This window comes from Arthrobacter endolithicus (genome assembly GCF_026627425.1).
Classification (GTDB): domain Bacteria; phylum Actinomycetota; class Actinomycetes; order Actinomycetales; family Micrococcaceae; genus Arthrobacter_M.
Map to the genome: position 1 here is coordinate 95,723 of NZ_JAPNLH010000002.1, position 24,766 is coordinate 120,488.

Annotated in this window: 18 protein-coding genes; 7 read left to right on the forward strand and 11 right to left on the reverse strand. The window is 64.2% G+C overall.

The annotated features are described in order from the left end of the window. Positions 1 to 70: 70 nt before the first annotated feature. The 3 genes from OS914_RS02275 to rpsT all read left to right on the forward strand — a co-directional run bounded on the left by OS914_RS02275 (position 71) and on the right by rpsT (position 4,690). Positions 71 to 3,103, forward strand: a complete 3,033-nt coding sequence (locus OS914_RS02275; RefSeq protein ID WP_267544450.1) for an FAD-binding and (Fe-S)-binding domain-containing protein — start codon at positions 71 to 73, stop codon at positions 3,101 to 3,103. Positions 3,104 to 3,170: 67 nt separating this feature from the next. Further along, on the forward strand, positions 3,171 to 4,223 hold the full coding sequence (locus OS914_RS02280; RefSeq protein WP_267544451.1) for an AI-2E family transporter: 1,053 nt from the start codon (positions 3,171 to 3,173) through the stop codon (positions 4,221 to 4,223). A gap of 206 nt (positions 4,224 to 4,429) precedes the next feature. Then, on the forward strand, positions 4,430 to 4,690 hold the full coding sequence (rpsT, locus tag OS914_RS02285; protein ID WP_267544452.1) for a 30S ribosomal protein S20: 261 nt from the start codon (positions 4,430 to 4,432) through the stop codon (positions 4,688 to 4,690). Between the two features lie 208 nt (positions 4,691 to 4,898). Here rpsT and holA read toward each other — a convergent pair whose 3' ends face one another. The 8 genes from holA to OS914_RS02325 all read right to left on the reverse strand — a co-directional run bounded on the left by holA (position 4,899) and on the right by OS914_RS02325 (position 17,197). Continuing rightward, a complete protein-coding gene (gene holA / locus OS914_RS02290; RefSeq protein ID WP_267544453.1) occupies positions 4,899 to 5,942 on the reverse strand; it encodes a DNA polymerase III subunit delta in 1,044 nt (347 codons plus the stop codon). 142 nt (positions 5,943 to 6,084) lie between these two features. Next, a complete protein-coding gene (locus OS914_RS02295; RefSeq protein ID WP_267544454.1) occupies positions 6,085 to 7,911 on the reverse strand; it encodes a ComEC/Rec2 family competence protein in 1,827 nt (608 codons plus the stop codon). A 181-nt stretch (positions 7,912 to 8,092) separates the two neighbouring features. Continuing rightward, a complete protein-coding gene (locus OS914_RS02300) occupies positions 8,093 to 9,019 on the reverse strand; it encodes a helix-hairpin-helix domain-containing protein (RefSeq protein ID WP_267544455.1) in 927 nt (308 codons plus the stop codon). Between the two features lie 122 nt (positions 9,020 to 9,141). Next, on the reverse strand, positions 9,142 to 10,101 hold the full coding sequence (locus OS914_RS02305; protein ID WP_267544616.1) for a DegV family protein: 960 nt from the start codon (positions 10,099 to 10,101) through the stop codon (positions 9,142 to 9,144). Between the two features lie 11 nt (positions 10,102 to 10,112). Continuing rightward, entirely contained in the window at positions 10,113 to 12,617 is a 2,505-nt protein-coding gene (gene leuS, locus OS914_RS02310; RefSeq protein WP_420713841.1) for a leucine--tRNA ligase, read from the reverse strand. A 261-nt stretch (positions 12,618 to 12,878) separates the two neighbouring features. After that, a complete protein-coding gene (gene glpK, locus OS914_RS02315) occupies positions 12,879 to 14,393 on the reverse strand; it encodes a glycerol kinase GlpK (RefSeq protein ID WP_267544457.1) in 1,515 nt (504 codons plus the stop codon). A gap of 59 nt (positions 14,394 to 14,452) precedes the next feature. Then, positions 14,453 to 15,193, reverse strand: coding sequence for an MIP/aquaporin family protein (locus tag OS914_RS02320; RefSeq protein WP_267544458.1), 741 nt, complete (start codon positions 15,191 to 15,193; stop codon positions 14,453 to 14,455). Between the two features lie 138 nt (positions 15,194 to 15,331). Further along, on the reverse strand, positions 15,332 to 17,197 hold the full coding sequence (locus tag OS914_RS02325) for a glycerol-3-phosphate dehydrogenase/oxidase (RefSeq protein WP_420713842.1): 1,866 nt from the start codon (positions 17,195 to 17,197) through the stop codon (positions 15,332 to 15,334). A 118-nt stretch (positions 17,198 to 17,315) separates the two neighbouring features. Here OS914_RS02325 and OS914_RS02330 point away from each other — a divergent pair, with 118 nt between their 5' ends. Next, positions 17,316 to 18,326, forward strand: a complete 1,011-nt coding sequence (locus OS914_RS02330; protein WP_267544459.1) for a sugar-binding transcriptional regulator — start codon at positions 17,316 to 17,318, stop codon at positions 18,324 to 18,326. A 64-nt stretch (positions 18,327 to 18,390) separates the two neighbouring features. Here the strand turns inward: OS914_RS02330 and OS914_RS02335 are convergent, their stop codons facing one another. The 3 genes from OS914_RS02335 to OS914_RS02345 all read right to left on the reverse strand — a co-directional run bounded on the left by OS914_RS02335 (position 18,391) and on the right by OS914_RS02345 (position 21,396). Next, entirely contained in the window at positions 18,391 to 19,143 is a 753-nt protein-coding gene (locus tag OS914_RS02335) for an ABC transporter permease (protein ID WP_476375310.1), read from the reverse strand. 160 nt (positions 19,144 to 19,303) lie between these two features. Then, positions 19,304 to 20,311: an ABC transporter ATP-binding protein gene (locus tag OS914_RS02340; RefSeq protein WP_267544461.1), complete on the reverse strand. Its 1,008-nt coding sequence runs from the start codon at positions 20,309 to 20,311 to the stop codon at positions 19,304 to 19,306. Then, positions 20,308 to 21,396, reverse strand: coding sequence for a LolA family protein (locus OS914_RS02345; RefSeq protein WP_267544462.1), 1,089 nt, complete (start codon positions 21,394 to 21,396; stop codon positions 20,308 to 20,310). The genes OS914_RS02340 and OS914_RS02345 overlap by 4 nt, the downstream gene beginning before the upstream one ends. Positions 21,397 to 21,771: 375 nt before the next feature. Between OS914_RS02345 and OS914_RS02350 the strand changes: the two genes are divergently transcribed. The 3 genes from OS914_RS02350 (at position 21,772) to OS914_RS02360 (ending at position 24,745) form a co-directional block, all read left to right on the forward strand. After that, a complete protein-coding gene (locus tag OS914_RS02350) occupies positions 21,772 to 22,611 on the forward strand; it encodes an aldo/keto reductase (RefSeq protein WP_267544463.1) in 840 nt (279 codons plus the stop codon). Positions 22,612 to 22,709: 98 nt separating this feature from the next. Continuing rightward, entirely contained in the window at positions 22,710 to 23,645 is a 936-nt protein-coding gene (locus OS914_RS02355) for an alpha/beta fold hydrolase (protein WP_420713852.1), read from the forward strand. Between the two features lie 29 nt (positions 23,646 to 23,674). Then, positions 23,675 to 24,745: a glycosyltransferase family 4 protein gene (locus OS914_RS02360; protein WP_267544618.1), complete on the forward strand. Its 1,071-nt coding sequence runs from the start codon at positions 23,675 to 23,677 to the stop codon at positions 24,743 to 24,745. Positions 24,746 to 24,766: the final 21 nt, after the last annotated feature.

Sequence of the window (24,766 nt, forward strand, 5' to 3'; positions counted from 1 at the left end):
ATAGGCAGAGCGGATGCGGGCTGCAGCTGCAGGGGCGTGTTCGGGTGCGGGACTAACAAAGGCCTCAGTCATGACACGTGTTGATCTTCCCGAACCCGTCGTCCGGCCCGCTGACCCGGCCGCCCCCGTCCGGGACCTGGACCCTGCCGGGCTGGAAAAAGCCCTGCGCGAACGCGTGGACGGGGAAGTCCGCTTCGATCCAGGATCCCGTGCTGCGTATTCCACCGACGCCTCCAACTACCGCCAGCTTCCGGTGTGCGTGGTGGTCCCACGCACCGTCGAGGCGGCTGCGGAGACCATGCTGGTCTGCCGGGATTTCGGCGCACCGGTCTTGTCCCGGGGCGGCGGGACAAGCCTGGCGGGGCAGTGCACCAATGCCGCCGTCGTCGTCGACTTTTCCAAATACTGCACCGCACTGCTCTCCGTCGACGTCCAAGACCGCAGCTGCCGGGTTGAGCCGGGGATTGTGCTGGACGAACTCAATGCGCAGCTGGCGGCACACGGCCTGGAATTCGGGCCCGAACCGGCCACCCACAATCACTGCACACTCGCAGGGATAGTCGGGAACAATTCCTGCGGTGCCACCGCACAACGCACGGGTAAAACGGTGGACAACACGCTGGCCCTGGAAGTCATGCTGCCGGACGGGACCCGGATGGACGTCTCCACCACGGAGGATCAGGACTATGCTGGCATTGTCCGCTCGGGCGGGCGAAAGGCGGAAATATACCGCCAGCTGCGGACCCTGCGCGATACCTACGGCGCCGACGTCCGGGCCGCCTATCCGGACATTCCGCGCCGCGTCTCCTGCTACAACCTCGATTCCCTGCTGCCGGAGAACACTAATAATCTGGCGCAGGCGTTGGTTGGTTCGGAGAGCACCTGCGTTCTGCTGCTCCGCGCAAAGCTGCGGCTTATGCCGGTAGTCCGCGCCCGGTCTGTGGTGTTGCTGGGGTATCCTGACGCGGGCAGCAGCGGCGACGACGTACCGGCCGTGCTGGAATACGACCCGATCGCGCTGGAGGGTTTCGATGCCAAAGTCATCAGCTACCAGCAGGTGAAGGGGCTCAACGCGGCCGCGATCAGGTATCTGCCCGAAGGCCAGGGCGCGTGGCTGTTGGTTCAGTTCGGCGCGGATACCCCGGAGCAGGCGGGGGCAACCGCACAAACTTTTGCACAGGCAGCGCAGCAATTCGGGTCCGGACCTACCGTGACGGTGTTCGACGACGACGCGCACCAACAGCAGATCCGGCAGGTCCGCGAGGCGCCCCTTGGTGCAACCGCGCAGGTTCCGGGGCTTGCAAATATGTGGTCCGGGTGGGAGGACTCCGCAGTGGCACCGGAGCAGATCGGCCGATGCCTTCGGGAACTGGGGACGCTGTATCAAGAGTTCGGCTTCGACACTGCGTCTCTGTACGGACATTACGGGCAGGGCTGCGTACACACCCGGATTCCGTTCGACCTGGTGAGCGCGGCCGGCGTGGCGAAGTTCCGTGAGTTTATGGAACGCGCCGCCCGGCTGGTGGTTTCCCTGGGCGGTTCCCTTTCCGGGGAACACGGCGACGGGCAATCCCGGGCCGAGCTGTTGCCCATCATGTACGGTCCACAGCTGATCCGCGCGTTTGCCCAGTTCAAGGCCATTTTCGATCCGGGCAACCGGATGAACCCCGGGAAAATGGACGCGCCGTACCGGATTGATGAGAATCTTCGGCTGGGAACCACCTATCAGCCCGCACAGCTGCGCACGCATTTCGCCTTTCCGGCAGACGGCGGAAGTTTTGACGCCGCCGTGCTGGGCTGCGTGGGAGTGGGCAAATGCCGCCGGCATGCAGGCGGTGTGATGTGCGTCCTGGACGGTTGGCGCTCCACCGCGGTGTTCGACGCACTGGACCTGTGCCTGGCCTGCAAGGGGTGCAAAAAAGACTGCCCGGTCAACGTGGGCATGGCCACCTACAAAGCGGAATTCCTCAGCCACCACTATGCAGGACGGCTGCGTCCTCGGGCGCACTACTCGATGGGCTGGCTCCCGGTCTGGGCGCAGCTGGCCTGCCGGCTTCCGCGGGTGAGTAAGGCTCTCTCTCAGGCGCCGGGCCTCTCCCGCCTCGCCCTGGCCGCCGCCGGGGCGGCACCGCAGCGCCGGATCCCGCAGTTTGCCCCGCAGACCTTCCAGAGCTGGTATCGGCAGCGCGGCCCACGCGGCACCGGACATCGAGGTCCCCTGGTGTTGTGGCCGGACACCTTCAGCAACTCCTTCCCTCCCCACGTGGCGCAGGCCGCGGTGGAAGTCCTGGAGGCTGCCGGCTGGGAAGTAGTGGCCCCGGAAGAAGCGGTCTGCTGCGGCCTGACCTGGATCTCCACAGGCCAGCTCGATGTTGCCAAAAAAGTGCTCCAGCGCACCGTGCACGTCTTCTCCCTCTACCTCCGTGCGGGAACCTTGATCCTGGCTCTGGAGCCGTCCTGCACGGCGGTCTTCCGCTCCGATGCGGCCGAACTCTTCCCGCATGACCCCGATGTGCAGCGCCTGCGCCAACAGAGCGTCACCTTGGCCGAGCTGCTCACTGAACACAGCCCGGGATGGAAACCTCCCCCGCTGGCACGCCGTGCACTGATCCAGACGCACTGCCACCAGCACGCGGTGATGGGGTTTGACGCGGATCTGTCCCTGCTGCAGGGGATGGGAGTCAACACGAAGGTGTTGGACTCCGGCTGCTGCGGGCTGACCGGAAACTTTGGCTTCGAGACGGGCCACTTTGATGTCTCCACGGCCTGCGGCGAACGGGTCTTGTTCCCGGCCCTGCGCGCCGCCTCGACCGAGGACGTCGTCCTGGCCGATGGTTTCAGCTGCCGGACCCAGATTGAACAAGGCGACGCCGGTGGACGCGAGGGCATGCATCTGGCCGAGCTGCTGGCCGCGGCGCTGTTCGCAGATTCGGCCGGCCGCGGCGAGGAGCCGGAAAGGGCCTACACGCAGCGGCCCCACACCTCCCGGAAGGACTCCTACGTGGCCGTCGCCGCCGTCGTGCTCCTCACTGCCGGCGCTCTGGCAGCCGCCGCAGCGGCAGTATCGGGGCGAAGGGCGTTCCCACCTCATGTATGCAGTTAGACCGCACGACGCCGGTAGGCGCAGTTTGCGGCGTACCGTCCGAGGGCGGCGGCCCCAACAGCCGAAAATGGATGCCGGTCATCTGAAGGCCTTCCGGGTCGGCCTGATCGGGGCCTTGGGCGTGGGAGTCGGCCTTGTCATTTGGGGTGCCGTTGCGTCACTGTCCACCGTGCTCAGCTACATTGGGATCGCCTTGTTCATTGCGCTCGGTCTGGACCCAATCATCCGCTGGCTCGAACACCGGCATCTGCCTCGGTCTGTCGCCGTCGCCGTCGTCCTGATCGCACTGTTGGTGATTGTGACTGCCTTGGTGCTGTTGTTTATTCCGCGGCTGATCACGCAGACGAAGGCTCTGATCCCCCAGCTGCCGGGCATTTTCACTCAGGTCGCTGATGCCGGGTGGGTCAGTAGCGTGGAACAACTGCTGGCCGGCTATCTTGACGTCAATTCACTCGTCAAGGGCGCCGGCGACTTCTTCAGCAAACCTGCGAACCTGATGACGCTGGGAGGCGGGATTCTCGCGGTCGGCAGCGGAATTGCCACCGGCCTCACCGGCATTCTCATCGTCGTGGTCCTCACGCTGTATTTCGTCATTACACTTCCGGCGATGAAACGTGCCGCGTACCAGCTAGTACCAGCCAGCAGGCGGGCCAAATTCACCGAAGTCACCGAAGACATTTCTACGGCCGTCAGCAGTTACGTCATTGGGCAACTCGGCCTCGCTATCCTCAATGGGGTGCTTTCCGCCATTTTCCTCTCGCTGGTGCACGCGCCAATCCCGCTCCTGCTGGCGCTTCTTGCGTTTGTCGGAGCCCTCATCCCACTGGTGGGAACGGTGATCTCGGCAGTTATCATCACCTTAGTGAGCCTGGTCAGTTCTCCTCAGACCGCGCTCATTGTTGGGATCTACTACCTCGTATACATGCAGGTCGAGGCTTACATCCTGACGCCTCGGATAATGAACAAGGCTGTGGCTGTTCCCGGCTCGCTGGTCGTCATATCGGCCGTGGCCGGCGGTACACTCGGCGGAATCCTCGGTGCCCTAGTGGCGATACCGTTGGCGGCATCTGGGATCATCATTGTTCAGAAAGTCCTCATCCCCCGGCAGAACAGCCTTTGAACACGGTGGACAGTCCGGCATGCCGATACCGCGGGAGGTAAGTCCCTGCTGCGGTCTGTTATCATTGGTAGCTGTGTGCCCGTGCAGGTCGGCGGTCACTACAGGTTGGCCGGACGTTCACCATAATTCGAGCATCCCCACGCCGCTGTCAATGGTCAACCTACGCCCTCTACGACCGAAGTCCGCATTAAAAAGAGAGTTAACACGTGGCTAATATTAAGTCCCAGAAGAAGCGCATTCTCACCAATGAGAAAGCGCGCCAGCGTAACAATTCGGTGAAATCCGAGTTGAAGACCGCTATCCGCGCAGTCAACACGGCAGTGGAGGCAACCGATAAGGCTGCCGCTACGCTTGCCTTGGCAAGCGCCAGCCGCAAGCTGGACAAGGCTGTTGGCAAGGGCGTTATCCACGCCAACAACGCCGCCAACCGGAAGTCCGCCATCTCCAAGAAGGTTAGCGCTCTCTAGGGATTCACTGCTTCGCGCATAAGCATCGGCTGTGGCCGGCACCCTCGGGTGTCGGCCACAGTTCGTTGGAGGCACAGTTCGTTGGAGGCACAGTTCGTTGGAGCGCGGTTCGTTGGAGGCACGGTTCGCTGGAGGCACGGTCCGTTGGAGCGCAGTGGGCTGCTGCCGCCGTTTTCGTTGCACTGGCTGGCTGCCCTGGCCGCTTGCGCTAGCGGCGCCGGGCCGAGGTCGCGATTACCGTGACTGCCCTTTCCACTGCATAGACAGGATCTTTGGCCGCTCCCTTGACCTGCGCATCGGCCTCGGCGAGCACTTGAATGCAGGTGATCAGCGCCTCCGAGGTCCATGCACCGATGTCCCGCTTGGCGGAGTCAACCTGCCACGCCTGCATTCCGAGGTCTTTGGCAATCTGCGCTGAACTCCCCCGGGCCGAATATACCTTGGCAAGCGTCCTAACCTTCATGGCCAACGCTGCCACCAGCGGCACCGGGTCAACCCCGGTGGCCAGCGCATGCCGTAGGGAGGAGAGCGCCAGAGGGGCATTTCCGGCCAGTGCGGCATCGGCGACCCGAAAGGCCGTCGCTTCGACGCGTCCGCCGTAGTACCTGTCCACCATCGAGGCAGTTACGGCAACGGATCCATCCGCTGCGGGGACGTCTGCTATCAACTGGCTGCACGCGGCCGCCAGTTCCGCGAGACTGGCGCCAACCGCGGCGACCAATGCCCGCACGGCCTGCGGATCGATCCGGCGGCCGGCCTGCCGGAACTCGGTGCTGACGAACTCCGCTTTTTCCTGGTCCTTTTTCAGCGGCAGGCACTCGACGACGGGCGCGCCGCTGGCCTTGACTGCGTCCAGCAGTTTCTTCCCGCGGTTCCCCCCGCCGTGGTGGAGGACAACGACGACGTCCGGCTCCGGCGCTTTCAGGTAGGCCAGAGCATCGATCAGAAAATCGTCGTTCATGCTGGCCAGCGCGGAAGCCTCGATCAGTTTGGCCTCACCGAACAACGACGGACTGGCCAGCATGGACAATTGTCCGGCGGTGTAGGTCGAGGCGTCGACGGCGGTCACCTCCAGATCGGGGCTTTGGCCGCGGAGCGTGCGACGCAGATTTTCCATCGACCGCGCAGCGATGAATTCTTCCGGTCCGTGCACCAAGACGACGCTGGCCGGCGGAACGTCCCGCCAACTCACCAGGCGGGAACCCTTGACAGTCCCCGCAGTTCCACGAGAGTTTGCTGCGGCAGGTGTCATTGCAGGATCAACGGGTGGATTATGGTCATGAAATCTACCCTGCCATGCGGCCCGGACATTCCATAGTCGGGAGGGCTGCGCGCCGTGGATACCTTCTGCAGATTCCCGCCCTTGATTCACTGTGCGGGTTCCCGCCGTGCCTTCATGCCACCCCGGACAAGGCCAGTGTCCAGCCCAGAGCTGCTCCAGAACAGGCGGCAAGTGCGACTGCTCCCGGCAATCCGGCCAAAGGCTGCCATCGGGGCGGCAATCGTCTGCGGATGCGGGCTGCACCAGCACCGACCCTGCGGTGATGCACCCCGATCCACAGCACGGCAATGGTCACGGTGGAAAGGGCGCTCATCGAACTCACCCCTGCCGCCCCTTGGGGCCACGGCACTGCCGCCGCGGGCAGGCCGGAAAAGAACTTTGCAACCACGGCCACCCATGCTGCCCCCGCCCCGGAGAGGAACACCAAGACCGGTGCCGTCCAGGGGGTGAGGGCCACCATCGCCAGGCCCAGCGTTCCGGCCATCGTCACCAGCGCGATAACGGGGGCGGCGGCCACATTTGCAGGCAGCGAATACGTCATCAGCTGTGGCTGCAGCAGGACAATCACGGGTGCGCAAAACAGCTGTGCGGTCAGCGGGATCGCCACGGCCTGGGCGAGCCAGAGCGGAAGCCAGGCCTGCAGCCACCGGCTGCACTGCCGCCCTACCAGCACCAATCCCAGCGTCGCGAGCACTGACAGGATGAAAGCAAAGTCCCCCGCCAGCCAAGGGTCAGCGGTCAGCAGGCACACCACGGAAACCGCCAGTAGTGCCGAACTTCGTTTCGGCCGCCCGGACAGCATCGCCAGAATGCCAATCAGCCCCATAAGCGCCGCCCGCAAAACACTAGGATCCGGGCCCACGACTGTAACAAATGCGCCCAGACCGGCCACGGCCAGTAGCGCCGCAAGCCAGCGGGGGAAACGAAAACATCGGGCCAGGTAAATCAGGCCGCCGAGGATCAACGTGCAATTGGCTCCGCTGACCGCCGTCAAGTGTGTTAATCCCACCCGTTTCATGGCTGCATCCATTGCTGCGGTCTGAGCGGACCTGTCGCCCGTAATCATTCCGGGCAGCAGCCCGGCCGCGTCGGGCCAGACGGGGCCCCACTGCGCCTGCACAGCCTCACGCCACCGGGTGCGCAAATCCTTCGGCCAGCGGGACCACCCCGGCTCGCCGGCAACGAGCCGGGGAGCCGTTTTGGCGGTGAAGTAGGCGACGGCGTCGGCCCCCGGATCGGTGGCCCGCAGCGTACCCGCGGCGGCGATGGACTGACCATTTGCCACACCGGCCCAGCGGGAATCGGCCATGACCAGCACGGGTGCCGCAGCCTGGAATCTCCTGCCGTCCGCCGTGGCCTCCGTTAGCAGTGCAGTGATCATCAGCCGCCCGCGTGCCCCGGACCCGGCACCGGCCACAGTTCGTGGATCGCTGCGGATCTCGAGCACAGCAGTAACAGTTCCGGATCCCGCGATCGCCTGCTCTATTGGACCTTGTGTCTTCAGCGCTGTCTGGGCACCGGCCGCCAGCAGGATCCCAGACCCGCACACCATAGCCAGCACCGCTGCTGGTATCAGGGACCGGAGTTTGGCGCGTAGTGAATTCGCGATTGACCGCTGATGAGGTGCATGGCAGTCGGTGGGACCGCGGGCCTTGTCACGACGATGGTAAACACCGACCCAGGCAACCACCGCGAGGAGACAGCCGAGTAGACCTGCTGACATGGCGACGCGGCCTGGCAGTGCCGCGCCCACCAGCGCCGCGAGCCAGCTCAGTATGGCCGCCGGAACCAACCGCACGTCGACCCGCCGGCTGCCCACCTCGGTGCCCGGGGCCCCGGTGTGCTCGAATTCCCTGCGGATTTCCCAGCGCTCTCTGGTGTGCGTCGCCGCCTCAATCCGCCGCACGAGACCAGCCAGCAGCCCCCGACTGCGTTGCATGCGGCCAGAATCCGCCCCTTCGACACGGGAAACTGCGGGTCGGTTTTCCTGGCGTACGGCAGCTCGAAGGTAGCGTTCCCAGCGCTGCCCGTGCGGCCCAGCGCCGTCGCCGGGGCCGGAGCCAGCGCCGTCGCCGGGGCCAGGGCCAGCGCCAGGTCCGCTTCCTCCATTGACCATGGCTTTAGACCGTCAGCAGCGGCAGCAGGGTCGCCAACAGCTTTGGGCCGATTCCGTCCACGGCGTCCAGCTCCTGCGCGCTGGCGAACTTGCCATGCTGTCGCCGGAAATCGAGGATCCGTTGGCCCAGCACCGGGCCCACCTTCGGAAGCGTCATCAGCTCCTGGAGGCCAGCACTATTGAGATTCACGAGTCCCGCGGCGGCCGATCCGACAACGGCTCCCCCATGCGGTGCACCTGGGGTGTCCGGCGCCCCACCTTGGGCTCCAAGTCCCGGAGCCGCCGCGGCTTGGTCCTTAGTGCGAATGAAGAGTTGTTCCCCGTCCTGGAGCACAGCCGCCAGATTGACGGCGTCCACAGCCGCTTCGGGCAACTCCCCGCCGACAGCTGCAATGGCCTGGTAGACCCGGCTACCGGAAGGCAGCATAACGACTCCGGGATGAACCACGGCCCCGGCCACATGCACCAGGACGGCGCTGCCGGTGTTACCTCCCGTGAGGTTCGTTTGCCCAGGGTATGCCGGATTTGGCATGGCGCCCTGTGTCTGTGACCCAGCCAGAGGCGCACCAGGCGCGGATGCTGACGCTCCGTCCGCCGTCGCCCCCGTCTGCCCGTTTGAAGGAACTCTCACCTGCACGGATGGCGCCGCAGCAACGTTGTCGTTCGCGAGCTGCTGACCCATGGCATGAAGAACCAAGACCAGTACCGCGCTGGCCAGCACGGCAAGAATAATGAGTACGGCATTTGACCCTACCCTCCACCGCAGCCTCCCAGCGGGCCAAGACGAAACCACAGCAGGCTCTGCGGCGGCAATCTCGGAATTTGCCGGGACGTCCGTACTGGTCGGCTCTGCTAACGGCAGTAAGAGACCGCTGAGCCGATGGCCGGCCCCGCCGTCTGCCGCGCACGAATGCTTCGCCTGCCTGACCATAATGCCCACGCTAGGCCCGCCCCGGCGGCGCGGGAACACCATGGCGGCATCTGTGCCTCCGCCACCGTCAGCAAGCGGCTGTGCAGGACCAGTTAGTTCCCGGGTGCGCGATGACCGCCTGGTCAGCTGCGGGTGGGCGGACCGCCGACGATGACGGCCAGGACACCAAGACCTGCATGAGCGGCCAGTACGGCCGGCAGCGGGGTAATATCAACCTCGGCAAGCTCCGGGGCGGCGGTGCGCAGCCGCTGGGCGAACTCCCGCGCCTGGGACTCATTACCAAAGTGATGGATGGCGGCCTTGGCCGCCCCGGCGGGCCTGGCAGCAACGTCCGCCAGCACCAGTTCCTCCAAACGGGCGATGGCCCGTCCGGCGGACCGCACTTTCTCAAGGGGTACGATTTTCCCGTCCTGGATGGAGAGCAGCGGTTTAATGGCAAAAACCGTTCCCAGCCACGATGCTGCAGTGCCAATTCTGCCGCCGCGGCGCAACTGATCCAGGCTGGGGACATAAAAGTAAATGCGGGACGCCGCAAGCTCCTCCCCTGCCGCACGCACAACGCCTGCTGCATCCAGCCCTGCCGAGGCGGCGAGCAACGCGCCCTGCACGCCGAACCCCTGAGCCATGCCGGCGGTTCTGCTGTCGATGACTTCCACAGGGAAGTCCACGCGCGAGGCCGCAAGACGCGCGGCTTCCACCGTGCCGGACAATCCGCCGGAAATATGTACCGAGACGGCTGCGGCGAATCCTGCAGACTTGGCCGCGAGATACGCCCGTTCAAACTGCCCCGGTGAGGGACGGGAGGTCTTCACCGGCCGTCCGGCCGCCAGGGCGACGGCAATCGGCTCAGCTAGATCGTCAGCACCCTCGCCGAAAATCTCCGTCCCCACGAGCACCGGCATCGGCACGATCGTGAGCCGGCCGTCGTGGGGCAGCGAGGAAGCCCAGTCCGGCGGAAGTCCGGACGCGGAGTCGGTAATGACTGCCACCTCAGGACGGATCGCCAGCGGATCCTGCCCGGGACGCCTGCGGGCAAGCTGGTCGCGCAGCCAGGCGAGGGCCGCCGGCTCACGCTGGGACAACACGCCGTGACCTAAGCGGGAACGATGTTGACCAGTTTCGGTGCACGTACAATCACCGTACGCACCCCGCGCCCGTCCAGTGCCCTGGTGACAGGCTCGGATGCCAGGGCCAGCGCACCTAACTCGTCCTCGGAAATATCCGGTGAGACTTCCAGTCTGTCCCGCACCTTGCCCTGGACTTGCACTACCGCGGTCACCGTCTCCTGGACCAGCAGGTCCGCCTCCACCGCTGGCCAGCCGGCGTTAGCTACGGACGGCTCGCGGCCGAGCCGATTCCACAGGTCCTCTGCCGTATACGGCGCAAAAAGACTCAGGACGACGGCGACCGTCTCGGCCGCTTCCCGGACCGCAGGATCAGACCCGCCGGCCCCGGTATCGATGACCTTGCGGGTAGCGTTAACCAGTTCCATCAGCTTGGCCACCACCACGTTGAATTTGTGCTGTTTCATCAGCTCGGTGGCGTCCGCGATGGTCCGATGAGTGACCGTACGCAGGGCGCGGTCCCCGGTTGCCGGATCGTCGCCGACGGCGCTGGTCACATCGTTCCCCAGCCGCCATGCGCGGGCCAGGAACTTGACCGAACCCGAGGGCGAGACGTCCGCCCAGTCCACCTCGTCTTCCGGCGGACCTGCGAACACCATGGTCAGCCGAATCGCGTCCACTCCGTATTTGTCCAGTTGCCGGCCCAAATCGACCCCATTACCCAGCGACTTGCTCATCGCCTTTCCACCATTGAGGACCTGCCCCTGGTTCAGCAGCGCGCTGAACGGCTCGTCGGCGTCGAGCATTCCCATGTCATGGATCACCTTGGTAAAGAACCGCGCATACAGCAGATGCAGAATTGCGTGCTCCACCCCGCCGACGTACTGCCCCACCGGCATCCACTGGTTGGCCTTCTGCGGATCAAACGGACCTCCCGTAAATTCAGGGGAGGTAAAGCGGAGGAAATACCAGGAGGAATCGACAAATGTGTCCATAGTGTCCGTGTCCCGCTTAGCCGGGCCACCGCACTGCGGGCACAGGACATTGACCCAGGCTTCTGCTGCGGCGAGCGGAGATGTGCCCTGGGGCGAGAGGTCGGCACCGCGCAGATCGGCGGGCAGCGTCACGGGCAGCTGGTCGTCCGGAACGGGCACTTCGCCGCAGGCACCGCAGTGGATGATCGGGATCGGCGTGCCCCAGAACCGCTGCCGGCTGAGCAGCCAGTCGCGCAGCCGGAAATTGACGAACTTCTCCCCCGTGCCGAGGCGTTGAAGAATGCCGACGGCGGCGGAAATGGCTTCGTCCTTGGCCAGGCCGTCCAGCTCCCCCGAGTTCACCAGCACACCCTCACCGGTGGCCGCCAGACCGGAAACGGCCGGATCTTCCTGTCCGGTATCCAGCACCACGCGCACTGGCAGCGCAAACGCGCGGGCGAAGTCCAGATCCCGTTGGTCATGCGCCGGCACGGCCATAATGGCGCCGGTGCCGTAGTCCGCGAGTACGTAATCTGCGGCCCAAACCGGGAGCTTCTCACCGTTGAGCGGATTGACCGCATACCGCCCGGTGAAAACCCCGGTCTTCTCACGCTCGGTGGACTGACGCTCGATCTCGCTGAGCTTTTTGACCTGTTCGCGGTATTCGCTCAGTGCCGGGGCATGTTCGGCGGACACCAGTTGTTCGGCCAAGGGAGCGTCGGCCGCCACCACAAAGAAGGTCGCACCGTAGAGCGTGTCCGGACGGGTGGTGAAGACCGGAACCTCGTGTTCGGGCTGGTCAGGCGTTGCTTCGATGACAAAGCGCACATGGGCGCCCTCGGAACGGCCGATCCAATTACGCTGCATCGACAGGACGCGCTCTGGCCAGTGCCCCTTGAGCTCATTCATGTCATCGAGCAGCCGGTCCGCGTACTCGGTGATCCGGAAGTACCACTGGTTCAGAAGTTTCTTGGTGACCTGCGTACCGCACCGTTCGCAGGCGCCGTTGACCACCTGCTCGTTAGCCAGCACCGTCTGGTCCTTCGGGCACCAGTTGACCGGAGAATTCTTTCGGTAGGCCAATCCCCGCTCGTAGAAGCGCTTGAACAGCCACTGCGTCCAGCGGTAATACGCAGGATCAGAGGTCTGCAGCCGCCTTGACCAGTCCACCGAAATGGCGTAGCGGCGGAAGGACGCAGCTTGCGTATCAATGTTGGCGTAGGTCCACTCGCTGGGGTGGGCATTGCGGGCGATGGCGGCATTCTCCGCCGGCAGGCCGAAGGAGTCCCAGCCGATCGGGTGCAGCACATCGAAGCCCTGCTGGCGCCAGTACCGCGCCACTACATCGCCCATCGCAAACGCCTCGGCATGCCCCATATGCAGATCGCCCGAGGGGTACGGGAACATGTCCAGTACGTACCGGCGTTCCTTGGAACCGTCGTCCAGCGGCGTGAAGATTTTTAGGTCGTCCCAGACGGCCGGCCATTTGGCCTCCATCTGTGCGAAGTTATAGACGCCCTGCTCGTCTTTTTCTGCCTCAGTCCGGGACTGCACGCTCACGTATCCTGCCTTTACACTCATGATTGGCCTGTTGGCCGATTGCCTTCTTAACGCACAAAAGCCCCTCGACGCAGCAGATCGCCGCAGCAGGGGCTAGCCAAGGAAGTAAGCCATACAGCCAGACTACCGCATCGGCCGAAACCGCAACGAGGAGACAGCCGCGGCGGAGCCGCTGATTTAGGTGGGTGACGTCAGAGGCCGGGGAACGAGGCCAGTCACCGGGAAATCAGCGGTCCGCCGCGGCGCAGCGGCGCCGGGAAATTACCTTACGTCGTCGTCGACCCAGTCCATCGACTTCGTGACCGCCTTTTTCCACAGCCGCATCTGCCGGTCACGCTCGCCGGCATCCATATTCGGCTCCCAGCGCTTGTCCTCGGACCAGTTCTTGGCCAGCTCCTCGGTGTCCTTCCAGAAACCAACGGCCAGTCCGGCCGCATAGGCCGCACCGAGGGCGGTCGTTTCGGTCACCTTCGGCCGAATGACAGGGATCCCCAGGATGTCCGCCTGGAACTGCATCAGCGCATCGTTGGCCACCATGCCACCGTCGACCCGCAGATCCTCCATGTCAACCCCGGCGTCGGCATTAGCCGCGTCAAGCACCTCGCGGGTCTGGAACGCCGTTGCCTCCAACGCCGCCCGGGCTATGTGGCCCTTGTTGGCGAAGCGCGTCAGCCCCACCATGACACCGCGAGCATCACCCTTCCAATACGGGGCAAAGAGGCCCGAGAAAGCCGGCACAATGTACACGCCGCCGTTGTCCTCCACCGTGCGTGCGAGCTTTTCCACCTCGGGTGCGCTGGAAATCAGGCCCAGATTATCGCGCAGCCACTGAATCAGCGACCCGGTGACGGCGATGGAACCCTCCAGTGCGTAGACCGGCTTTGCATCGCCGAGCCGGTAGCAGACAGTGGTGAGCAGCCCGTTCTTGGAATGCACAATCTCCTCGCCGGTATTGACAATCAGGAAGTTGCCGGTCCCGTAGGTATTCTTGGCCCCGCCCTTTTCAAACGCCGCCTGGCCGAAGGTGGCCGCCTGCTGATCGCCCAGGATCCCTGCGACGGGAACCTCGCGCAGCAGCTGTGAGGTATGGACCGTCCCGTATACCTCAGAAGAGGACTTGATCGCCGGCATCATCGAGCGCGGAACGCCGAAGGCAGCCAGGATGTCATCGTCCCACGACAGCGTCTCCAGGTCCATGAACATGGTGCGGGAGGCATTGGTGACGTCGGTGATATGCACACCACCGTCGGTTCCGCCAGTCAGGTTCCAGGTGACCCAGCTGTCCGTGTTGCCGAAAATCAGATCCCCCGCCTCGGCCTTTTCCCGTGCGCCATCCACATTGTCCAGGATCCATTTGATCTTGGTGCCGGAGAAGTAGGTGGCCAGCGGCAGGCCGACCTTTTGCTTGAAACGCTCGACGCCGCCGTCGGCCGCCAGTTCGTCAACGATCGACTGCGTGCGGGTATCCTGCCAGACGATCGCGTTGTACACCGGCTGGCCTGTGGTTTTATCCCACACGACGGCCGTCTCACGCTGATTGGTGATGCCGACGGCGACAATATCGTGCCGCGTCAGGTTCGCCTTGGACAGGGCGGTGCCGATCACCTCACGGGTGTTGTCCCAGATTTCGACGGGGTTGTGTTCCACCCATCCGGCCTTGGGGAAGATCTGCTCGTGCTCCTTTTGCCCGCTGGAGACGATGTTGCCGTCATGGTCGAAAACGATTGCGCGGCTGCTGGTGGTTCCTTGATCGATAGCAATTACATATTGAGACATCGTTGTTTCCTTCTGCTCTGGCTGCGGTGTGTGGGTCTGCTCTTAACGTACTCCTGTGCCTACTTCACCAGCAGGGGCATGATCTGCACGCCTATTCCGGCCAGCACTCCGCCGATCAGCGGACCGACGACGGGCACCCAGGCGTAGCTCCAGTCGCTGGAGCCCTTGCCCTTGATCGGTAGGAAGGCGTGTGCAAGACGAGGCCCGAGGTCACGGGCCGGGTTGATGGCGTAACCGGTCGGTCCACCGAGGGAGGCACCAATGCCGACGACGAGGAGGGCAACCGGCAGCGGGCCAAGACCTGCTGCACTCTTGCCGAAGAGCAGGATGACAAACACCAGGACGAAGGTGCCGATGATTTCGGTCACAACGTTCCAGCCGTAATTGCGGATGGCCGGGCCGGTCGAGAAGACGCCGAGCTTTGTTGCCGCGTCAGGCTCGGCATCAAAGTGCTGCTTGTACGCCAGCCAGCACAGCACGGCACCGATGATGGCGCCGATCAGCTCTCCACCCAAGGAGGTGAAGACGCTGCCGGCGTTCACCGCGACACCGGGGGCGAATTCCTTCGCTCCGCTGACCAGCACACCGATGGTCACCGCAGGGTTGAGCTGGGCGCCGGATTTGGCAGCGACGAAAACGCCGGCCATGACGGCAAGACCCCAGCCAAAGTTAACCATCAGGAATCCGCCGGCGTTACCCTTCGTTCCCCGCAGGGCAACGTTCGCCACAACGCCGCAACCGAGCAGCGTCAACATCATGGTTCCCATTATTTCGGATAGGAACACAATTCCAAGAGACATCTTTGACTCCTTTATCTATTCTGTTGTCAGAACCTATTCTGTTATAAAAGGGCTCATTGTGATAGGTTTCACGCGCGAACCGCCGTTCCTGCACCTTTTCCCGTGGAATTCCCCGCGAATATATGCCAAGGACGGGGGTCAGGCGATCATGCTTTTGTCCTGAACGCCGTGAAACTGGTGCAGGATATCTTGTGCGTGCTGGATCTCGTAGGAGCAGCGGGAGGCGTCCCAGCCCAACGGCCCTGCCAGCGCCTGCGCCGTCTCGGTCAGCAGGTCCGCGGTGACGAGACCGCGGAATGCCAGCGACGTGCGCCGGATCAGCACGTCGATGAGGTGGCCGATCTGCTCATGCTCCACCATGAAGGCGATCTCACGGTTGCTTAATTCGGGGGTGGAGTCAAAAACCCGGTCTGCCCCACCCTGACCCGATGGCCCGTTCTGCAGGTACGCGATCACTTCGCTGGCCCGGGTGCCGTAGCGAGTGAGAAGGACACCCGCCCGGGTCGCATCCAGTGTGGGTGTGACCTGGCTGCGGATCCACGCCTCGATCCCCGCATCCGTGCGCGGGAATCCGGCACCGCCGCCAATGGGCAGCTTGGCCGTGCTGACCTTGCGTTCGCTGCCCAGAATGGCGAGTACATCGTTAGTCATATGCTCCGATAATGCCCTGAAGGTGGTCCATTTCCCGCCCACCAGGCTCAACGTGGGGACCTTCCGGCCGCCGCTTGCCTTCCCGCCGAGGGCCACCTCGCTGCGTTCGATCCGGTAATCCCTGGAAACGAATCCGGGCTGCGTTTCATCGTGGCGGGGCAGCGGGCGCACTCCGGCGAAGCTATAGACAATGTTCCCCCGGTCCATCAGGATTGAGGGAAACACGTGGCCGATCAACTCAAAGAAATAGTCCACTTCCTCCGGCGTGCAGACCGGAGTCTCGGTCATGTCGGCGTCGATGTCGGTGGTGCCGACCAGGACGCGGTCCCCCATCGGGTAGATCAAAACGATCCGGCCGTCGGTGTGCTCGAAGAAGATTTCCCGCCCGTTGCAGGCAGCCAGCAGTTCCGGATGGTCCAGAACGATGTGCGAGCCCTTGGTACCGCCCATGAATCGGGTGGCTTCTCCCAACGAGGCGTTGGTCTGATCCACCCAGGCGCCGGTGGTGTTGACCACGACATCCGCCGTGAAGGTGAATGACTTGCCGGTGAGCTGATCGGTCAGTTCGATGCCCTGGTCTGTCACCGCTGTCGCGCCGACATAGTTTGTTGCGCGCGCCTGGCTGGCTCCGGCTCCCTTGCCGCCGGCGCCAGTCATGCCGCCGTCGCCCGCCATTTGGCCGTCCTGCAGCACATCCAGTGTCAGCCGCTCGGGATTGTGCACGGACGCGTCAAAATACGTCGCCGCGTATTTGATTCCCGGGTTCAGCTTCGGCAGTTCGGACAGGGCCGTTTTGCGCCCCTTAAACTGATGCCGCGGCACCGAACCGCCACTGCGGGAAAACGAATCATAAAGGGTCAGGCCGGCCTTGATCAGGAAAGCCCCGCGCTCCACATGCCTGCCCTGCTGCTTATGCGTCAGGAATCGCAGCGGGGCGGCCAAAATTCCGGAAAATGTAGTGAAAATCGGGATGGTCGTTTTCAGGGGCTTCACATAGTGCGGAGCAATGTTGAGCAGGCCGTTGCGCTCGACCACCGACTCCTGCACCAGACGGAATTCGCCGTTCTCCAGATAGCGGATGCCGCCGTGGATCATGTGCGACGACGCGCCGCTGGCCCCCTGGCAATAGTCACCCCGCTCGACGAGGGCCACATCGATCCCCTGCAGGGCCAGGTCGCGGAAGGTCCCGACTCCGTTGATGCCGCCGCCAATGATCAGGACCTGGGCGTGCGGTCTGTTGCGCAGCTGCTCCACCCCTGCCCGTGTGGCGGTTCGGGCTGCCGGGGACTCCTGCCCCGTGACGTTCTGGTTTCCTGCTCCTGCTGGTGTGCCGGTCGATTCGGTGCTGCTCAATGTGACCCCTTCGAGTCCCGAAGTTCGCGCCACTGGGCGCCTTCTCCCACTATTGTTGGGACAGGTGGAAAATATAGTCAACACGTATGCACAAACGTGCAGAACGAAGGTGCACTTCATGCCGGCCAAGCGAAGCGCTGCCCCGCAAAGCCTTCGGGCGGCGCAAATGTACTACCTGCAGGATCTGACCATGGATGCGATAGCCCGGGAGCTGCGTACCTCCCGCTCGACGGTCTCGCGGTTGCTGTCCGCCGCGCGGGAGAGCGGGCTGGTTCAGATCCAGATCCGCAGTCCGCAGGACAGTGCCCCCGAGCTGGAACGTGCCATCCGCAGCAGATTCAAGGTCGACGTCCATGTTGTCCCGGTACTCGATACGCTCAATGAGGCGGAGGTGTTGGAACGGGTCTGTATTCAGGCCGCACGGCTGATCAGTCCGCTGGTGGAATCCAACGCCGTGATTGGGGTTGCCTGGGGTTCGACGCTGAGCACGCTAAGCCGTCACCTGACCCGGAAAATTACGCATGGCAGCACGATTGTGCAACTCAATGGGGCGGGTAATACCCAAACCACGGGCATTACTTATGCCAGTGAAATTATGCGCCGCTTCGGCAACGCCTACGAAGCCAAGGTGGAACAATTTCCCGTTCCGGCATTCTTCGACCACGCGGAGACCAAGACTCTCATGTGGGATGAACGCAGCGTACGGAGAATACTTGACCTGCAGGCACGGATGACGATGTCGATATTCGGCGTCGGCTCCATCGATGCCGATATTCCCAGCCATGTCTATTCCGGCGGTTACCTTGACGAGACTGACCTGGACTCGCTCGCGGCCGGGAATGTTGTCGGAGATGTAGCCACGGTGTTCTTCCGTGCGGACGGATCCTCCGATGGCATTGCCATGAACCTGCGCTCCAGTGGCCCCGATCTGGATGTGCTGCGCACGGTTCGCCGCCGCGTGTGCGTGGTCTCCGGTGCTTCGAAGATCAATGGTCTGCGCGGAGCGCTCGCAGCTGGACTGGCCACGGACCTCATTCTTGACGAGACCACGGCACGAATCCTCGTGGACCCGGACGCAGCGGGAGGAGCGGAATTCTTGTCGGCAGGGCAGCAGGGCTATTCGACCTGACCCACCCGGCTCCGCGGTATTCGGCCCTTCACCCCGCGGGCAGCCGCTGCACTTACGGTCCGGCTTAGGACAACACGTCCTTGCTGGCGAACCTGCCATAGGCCAGCGCAGCAAAAAGAGCAACATACCCCGCCTGCAGCCAGGCATTGCCGCCGAAAGAACCCCACGCAACGGGTTGGCGCAGCAGGTCAGCGAAGCCGAACCAATAGTGGCTGAACAACCAGGGATGCAGCCACGAGACCTGCGGCAGCGCGTCAAGTACCTCGGACACCACCGTCAGGACTATCGTCGCAGCCATCGAGCCGACCGGCACGTCGGTGAGCGTTGAAATGAAGAGCCCGACGGCGGCGAGCCCCACGAGCGAGACCGTCACGTAGCCCGCCACCAACAGCAGGCGCAGCACCGATGCGCCGACGTCGATCGTGTCACCGGAAAGCAGCGTCACCGGGCCCACGGGGAACAACACGACGCCAACGATTGCTCCGGGCACCGCGACAGCCAGGGTCGCCGCCACGCAGAACGCCAGCGCAGCGGCGAACTTGACCAGCAGCAGGCGCACCCGGCCCGCCGGCGCCACCAGCAGGTACCGCAACGTGCCAAGGCCACCTTCCCCCGCAATGCTGTCGCCGGCGACCACCGAAACGGTCAGGGGTAGGAACAGTGGGATGGAAACCACGAGTCCGGTGACCCCGACGAACAGCCCATTTTGCGTGACGCGGTCCAAGAATGCCGGCCCGCGACCTGGCGTACCCGGGGCGGAAGAGACCCGGACCACCACGGCGATGAGGACCGGTACTGCTGCGAGCGCCAGCAGCATGGCCCACGTTCGGCGGCGTCCAAACAGCACCTTCAGCTCCGACCCCAACAGCTCCGATCCCACCAAATTCGATCCCAACGTGGCCCACCCCGCTGTCGCACGTCGGTCACCGGATACCCGGCGGTCACCGGGCGCCCCACCGCTACTGGGCGGCCTGCCGTCACTGGGCAACATCGAATCCCTCCCCGGTCAGCGCCACGAACCGTTCCTCCAGGCTGCTGCCCAGTACCGCGAATCCCCGGACCCGCACGCCCGCTGCGACCAGCGCGGCGACGATCGTCTCCGGTTTGGGCGCGTGTCTGGACTCCTGGCTTTCCTCCTGGGTGCCAGTGTGGACAGCCAGCACGGCCGTGACCAGGCCGTCGGCGGTGGCGGCCTGGTCGGATTTTTCCGCCATCAGACCCAGACCCGCCAGCACCCGCTGCGCCGCGGCGGAGTCCGGCGTTCGGATCTGCACCCGGGACGTGCCCGACCGGCGCAAGTCATCGAGGGTGCCCTGCGCCACCAGCCGTCCGGCGCTCATCACCGCCGCATGCGTGCACATCTGCTCCACCTCGGCAAGAAGATGGCTGGATACGAACACCGTCGTGCCTTCGGCGGCCAGCAGACGCACCAGGGCACGGACCTCACGGGTTCCCTGCGGGTCCAGACCATTCGTCGGTTCATCCAGGACCAGCAGCTCCCGGGGAGCGAGCAATGCATTGGCGATACCCAGCCTTTGCTTCATCCCCAGGGAATACGCCCGGACTTTTTTGCCCGCCGCCTGGGTCAGCCCGACGCGCTCGAGCGCCAGATGTACACGGGCTGCCCGCGTTCTCGACGGCGCGTCCCGATCCGCGGTATCGAGCCGATGCAGGTTCGCTGCTCCGGAGAGGAAGGGATAGAACGCCGGTCCTTCAATCAGCGCGCCGACCCGCGGCAGAACCTCGCGGAGACTGCGGGGCATCTCCTGTCCCAGCACGCGGGCCTGCCCGCTCGTTGCGGCGGCTAAGCCCAGCAGCACGCGGATGGTCGTCGTTTTCCCCGACCCGTTTGGTCCGAGGAAACCGAAGACGGCACCGCGTGGAACGGCAAGATCAATGCCGTTGACGGCCACTTGGTGCCCAAACCTCTTGGTGAGCCCCTTCGTTTCTATGGCCAGTTCGGCGGAATGTCCTTCGGCGGTCACCGGCCGGCGGCCGCGGCCTGCAGCCGCGCCAGCGGAACTGACCCGGCGAAAACCCGACCGTCGTTGGTCAGCAAAACGTTCACCAGCGACGTGGAAAGCAACCGGCCGCCGTCGACCGCCCGCGCCGCCTGCGCCAACAGCGGCGAGGCCGTCAGATCGGCCGGTACCGCGGTAGCCGGCAGTCCAATCACGGTATCCCATCCGGTGCCCGAGACGGTGTGCGGCGCAGCGGCGCTGCCACTGTTACCGCCGGTCCTGCCGGGCTCCCCCTGCAGCGGCCGATCCGCCTGCTGCGGGAGGGCGCGTTGCGTCACATGGGCACCGGGCGGCGGTGTGAAGGTGAACAAATCGGCCGACGGCGCGTGCAGTGAGAGGTCGGTAAAAGCCAACCGGAAGGCGGGCGTTTCCTGGCCCCTGGCCTGCACCGCCACGCTCAGCGTTAGTCCGGTCTGCGAGTCGACAGCAATCGAAACCGATCCTACGAGCGAGTCCGCACTGCGCGGAGTGAGCAGCAGTTCATAAGCGGCCCGTCCAGCCACCGAGGTATCCTGGCCCACCGTCACCGCGGTGCTGGAATCAAGGGCGGCCAGCATGCGCTGCGCAAGCTGGTCCGGCGTCTGCAGCTGCGTCGTGGCGGGAGCGTTATTCCCGTCCGCGCGGGCGGTGGGAAGTGTTTCGTGGGTTGCCGAATTGTCCTTCGAATTATAGGTCCAGACGTCATTTCCATGACGGATCACGTCCCGCTCGGCGAGCTGATCCATCACCTGCACCCGTGCATTTGCCGTACCGTCAAGATAGACCCGCGCAGTATGTGGCGCAGCCAATAGATCGAGGGCGGAGGCCATGCCGGCGCTGGAGGACGGCACACCGGGGGGCAGCTGGGGCAGCCCCAGGTCTGATGTCTGTTCAACTGTCCCAGACAGTGCTTTCACTGTGTTCATGCCGACCATCGCCAGGACCTGCTCCGGCGTTTTCGTCGACAGCCCCTCAGCCGCGCTCGCCTGAAATGAACCACCCAGCGCACCGGCGGCGATAACCACGGGCACCGCAGCCGCGGGCAACCAGCGCAGCCACAACCGGGTCATAATGCTCGCCTCATAAAAGTCAGCCTCGGATTCCGCAAAACATAAATCAACTTTACGCCGTGGGGACACTACTTCATAGGGCGCGCCAACTGCCCTGCTTTCCGCCTGCATGTTTTGTACGCCCTCCGGATGCTAACGCACCCGGCAAGGTGACGGACGCGGCGCCCAACCTGGCTGTAAGCCTCGCTACTGTGTTCACGTCCTCATTCAGATAGTCATGCCCGACGTCGACGGCGAGGAGCGTGCGTGCTGCCGGTCAAGACGCTGATCATTACCCGCTTCGGTCGCCGCAGAAGAACACTGCGTCGACGAAGACTGAGCAGATTCACACCGCGCTTCACCCATCTGCCGCACCGACTCGGTAGAGTCATAGACATGCAACAAGTGCCTAACGTGACGCTGAACAACGGCGTAAAGATCGGACAGCTGGGGTACGGCGTCTACAAGGTGCCGGCGGCGGACAGCTTATCCCTGGTCGGCCAGGCGCTGGAGGCCGGCTACCGCAGCATCGATACGGCCGCGCTGTACGCCAATGAAGAGGGCGTGGGCCAGGCGGTACGGCAGGCCGCCAGCGACGGCGGACCGCTGAGCCGGGAGGACATCGTTGTCACCACCAAGGTCTGGAACGACAGCCACGGATTCGACCGCACCCTGGCGGCCTTTGAGGAATCCCTGCACAAGCTCGGACTCGACTATGTGGATCTGTACCTGATTCACTGGCCCTGCCCGGAGCAGGACCTATACATCCAGACCTACCGTGCCCTGGAACGGCTGTATCACGACGGCCGCGTCCGGGCCATCGGCGTCTGCAATTTTGAACCGGAACATCTGCGCAGGCTGCTGGACGCCGCCGAGGTGGTCCCCGCCGTCAACCAAGTGGAACTGCACCCCTGGCTGCAGCAGAATGAGGTGCGGGCCGTCAACGCCGAGGCCGGCATCCTGACCGAGGCCTGGAGCCCTCTGGCCCGCGGTCAGCTGCTGGCTGATCCGGTGCTGGTCCGGATCGCTGCCGGGCTGGGACGCAGCGTAGCCCAGGTGGTTTTACGCTGGCACATCCAGCTCGGCAGTATCGCGATTCCGAAGGCCAGTTCGCCGGCCCGGATCCGGGAGAACCGGAACATTTTTGATTTCCAGCTCGACGACGGCGCCATGGCCGCCATTGCGGCGCTGGACCGTGGCCATCGCTCCGGGTCTGATCCGTCCCGGGTCAATTAGCAGGGTCCATAAGCAAGGGTCAATAAGCAACGTGCATTGACCCCACCGGCGGTTCCACCACACCCCGATTTGAAACGGACGGCTTCTCGTTGACAGACATCACGGTAGACCTCGACGCCCGGCGCAGCCGGCACAGTGTGACCCTCCGCGGCGTACGGATCGACTACTGGCAATATTCCGCGGCATCAGTTGACACGCAGCTCAGCACCGCGCCGGCGCCGCGGACGCTGTTGGTGGTGCACGGCTTCCGCGGTGACCATCATGGCCTGGAACGGGTGGTTGAACAGCTGCCGGGGCTGCGGGTCATCATGCCGGACCTCCCCGGCTTCGGTACCTCGGCGGCCCTCATCGATGCGCCCCATGACGTGCCAGCCTATGGGCGATTCCTGGCGGATTTTATGGACGCCTTGGATTTGGGTACCGGCACCGTTCTGCTCGGACATTCGTTCGGCTCAATTGTCACCAGCCACTTTGTGGCAGAGCACCCGGGCAAAGTCCGCGAACTGATTCTGATCAATCCGATCGCCGCGCCCGCTCTGGAGGGACCCAAAGGGATCCTCTCTAAACTGGCCGAGTTCTACTACCTGGCCTCCGCCCGGCTCCCTGCCCGGGCGGGCAACGCCCTGCTGCGGAGCAAAACAATTGTGCACCTGATGAGCGTCACGATGGCCAAATCCAAGGATAAGGCGCTGCTGCGCTTCATTCACCAGCAGCACCACGCCTACTTCTCGCTTTTCGCCGACCGTGACATGCTGCTGCAGTCGTTTCGTGCGTCGGTGGGTGGAACCGTCCGACAGGTGGCTTCGCAGCTCACCCTGCCGGTCCTGCTGATCGCCGGAGCCGACGACGAAATCGCCACCCTGCCCACGCAGTACAAACTGCTGGAGCTCCTGCCGGACGCGAAGCTGGTGGTGATTTCCGCCGTCGGCCATCTGATCCATTACGAGACTCCTGTGCCAGCGGCCGGGGCCATAGCGGCTTTTTTGGCCCAGCAGCCGGAATCCTCCGATGTTCAACCGGGTCAGAGCAGATGAGGGCGGATAACGAAGCGCCGGCTTCGAAGCTGAAGATCGTCATCGACGCGCGGTTTACCCGGTTGGACCATCACGACGGGATCAGCCGATACGGCGCGTCCCTGATTGCCGCCGTCGCGCCCCTGGCCGAGGTGACCATGCTGATCAGTGATGACCGCCAGCTGGCGCTGCTCCCCGACGTGCCCTACGTGAAAATCAGCAGTCCGCTCTCGCCGCGGGAGCTCTTGGTGGCCCGGAAGGTAAACAGGCTTAGCCCCGACCTGGTTTTCTGTCCGATGCAGACCATGGGCAGCTGGCGGCGGAAGTATCCCCTGGTGCTCACGCTGCACGACCTGATTTACTATGAGCATCCAGCGCCGCCGGGCTTTCTGCCCGCACCGGTGCGCCTGCTCTGGCGGCTGTACCACAAGGCGTACTGGCCGCAGCGGCTGCTGCTTAATCGCGCCGATGTGGTGGCCACCATCAGCCGGACCACCGAGGCGCTGATGCACAAGCACCGCCTGACGCGGCGGCCCGTGCGGATTGTCGGAAACGCACCGCAGGATCAAAGGGCCCCCCGCAGCACCAACGTGCCGCCGGAGAAGTCACTGATCTATATGGGCTCCTTCATGCCTTACAAGAACGTGGAAACACTGATCCGTGGAATGGCCGGACTGGACGGGTTTTCCCTCCACCTCCTCAGCCGGATCACCGATCAGCGCAGGGCCGAGCTGGAGCCGCTGGTGCCCGCAGGTGCGCGGGTCATTTTCCATAACGGCGTCAGCGACGCCGAATACGACGAACTGCTGCTCCGCGCGACCGCGCTGGTGACGCTGTCCAAGGCGGAAGGCTATGGGCTGCCGCTGGTGGAGGCCATGTCGCTGGGGACGCCGGTGGTGGTCAGCGACACGCCGATCTTCCGCGAGGTGGGCGGCGACGCCGCCCGTTACGTACCGGCCGACTCGCCCACCGGCTTTGCCGCCGCCGTCCTTGCCCTCGCGGATCCTGACAGCTGGAGCAAACGCTCTGCCGAGTCCGTGCGGCAGGCATCCCGGTTCAGCTGGGACACCTCGGCGAAGGAGTTGCTCAGTATTGCGCGGGAACTTATTTCCCGTCGGTGACGGCGGTTAGCTGGGAGGCGG

What these genes read in the sequence shown, in the direction of transcription:
- OS914_RS02275 (WP_267544450.1), top strand. Translation starts at nt 71, where the DNA reads ATGACACGTGTTGATCTTCCCGAACCCGTCGTCCGGCCCGCTGACCCG.
- OS914_RS02335 (WP_476375310.1), bottom strand. Translation starts at nt 19,143, where the DNA reads ATGCTGCTGGCGCTCGCAGCAGTACCGGTCCTCATCGCCGTGGTGGTC.
- OS914_RS02320 (WP_267544458.1), bottom strand. Translation starts at nt 15,193, where the DNA reads ATGTCTCTTGGAATTGTGTTCCTATCCGAAATAATGGGAACCATGATG.
- OS914_RS02295 (WP_267544454.1), bottom strand. Translation starts at nt 7,911, where the DNA reads ATGCAACGCAGTCGGGGGCTGCTGGCTGGTCTCGTGCGGCGGATTGAG.
- OS914_RS02350 (WP_267544463.1), top strand. Translation starts at nt 21,772, where the DNA reads ATGCAACAAGTGCCTAACGTGACGCTGAACAACGGCGTAAAGATCGGA.
- OS914_RS02345 (WP_267544462.1), bottom strand. Translation starts at nt 21,396, where the DNA reads ATGACCCGGTTGTGGCTGCGCTGGTTGCCCGCGGCTGCGGTGCCCGTG.
- OS914_RS02280 (WP_267544451.1), top strand. Translation starts at nt 3,171, where the DNA reads ATGGATGCCGGTCATCTGAAGGCCTTCCGGGTCGGCCTGATCGGGGCC.
- glpK (WP_267544457.1), bottom strand. Translation starts at nt 14,393, where the DNA reads ATGTCTCAATATGTAATTGCTATCGATCAAGGAACCACCAGCAGCCGC.
- OS914_RS02330 (WP_267544459.1), top strand. Translation starts at nt 17,316, where the DNA reads ATGCCGGCCAAGCGAAGCGCTGCCCCGCAAAGCCTTCGGGCGGCGCAA.
- holA (WP_267544453.1), bottom strand. Translation starts at nt 5,942, where the DNA reads ATGACACCTGCCGCAGCAAACTCTCGTGGAACTGCGGGGACTGTCAAG.
- OS914_RS02300 (WP_267544455.1), bottom strand. Translation starts at nt 9,019, where the DNA reads ATGGTCAGGCAGGCGAAGCATTCGTGCGCGGCAGACGGCGGGGCCGGC.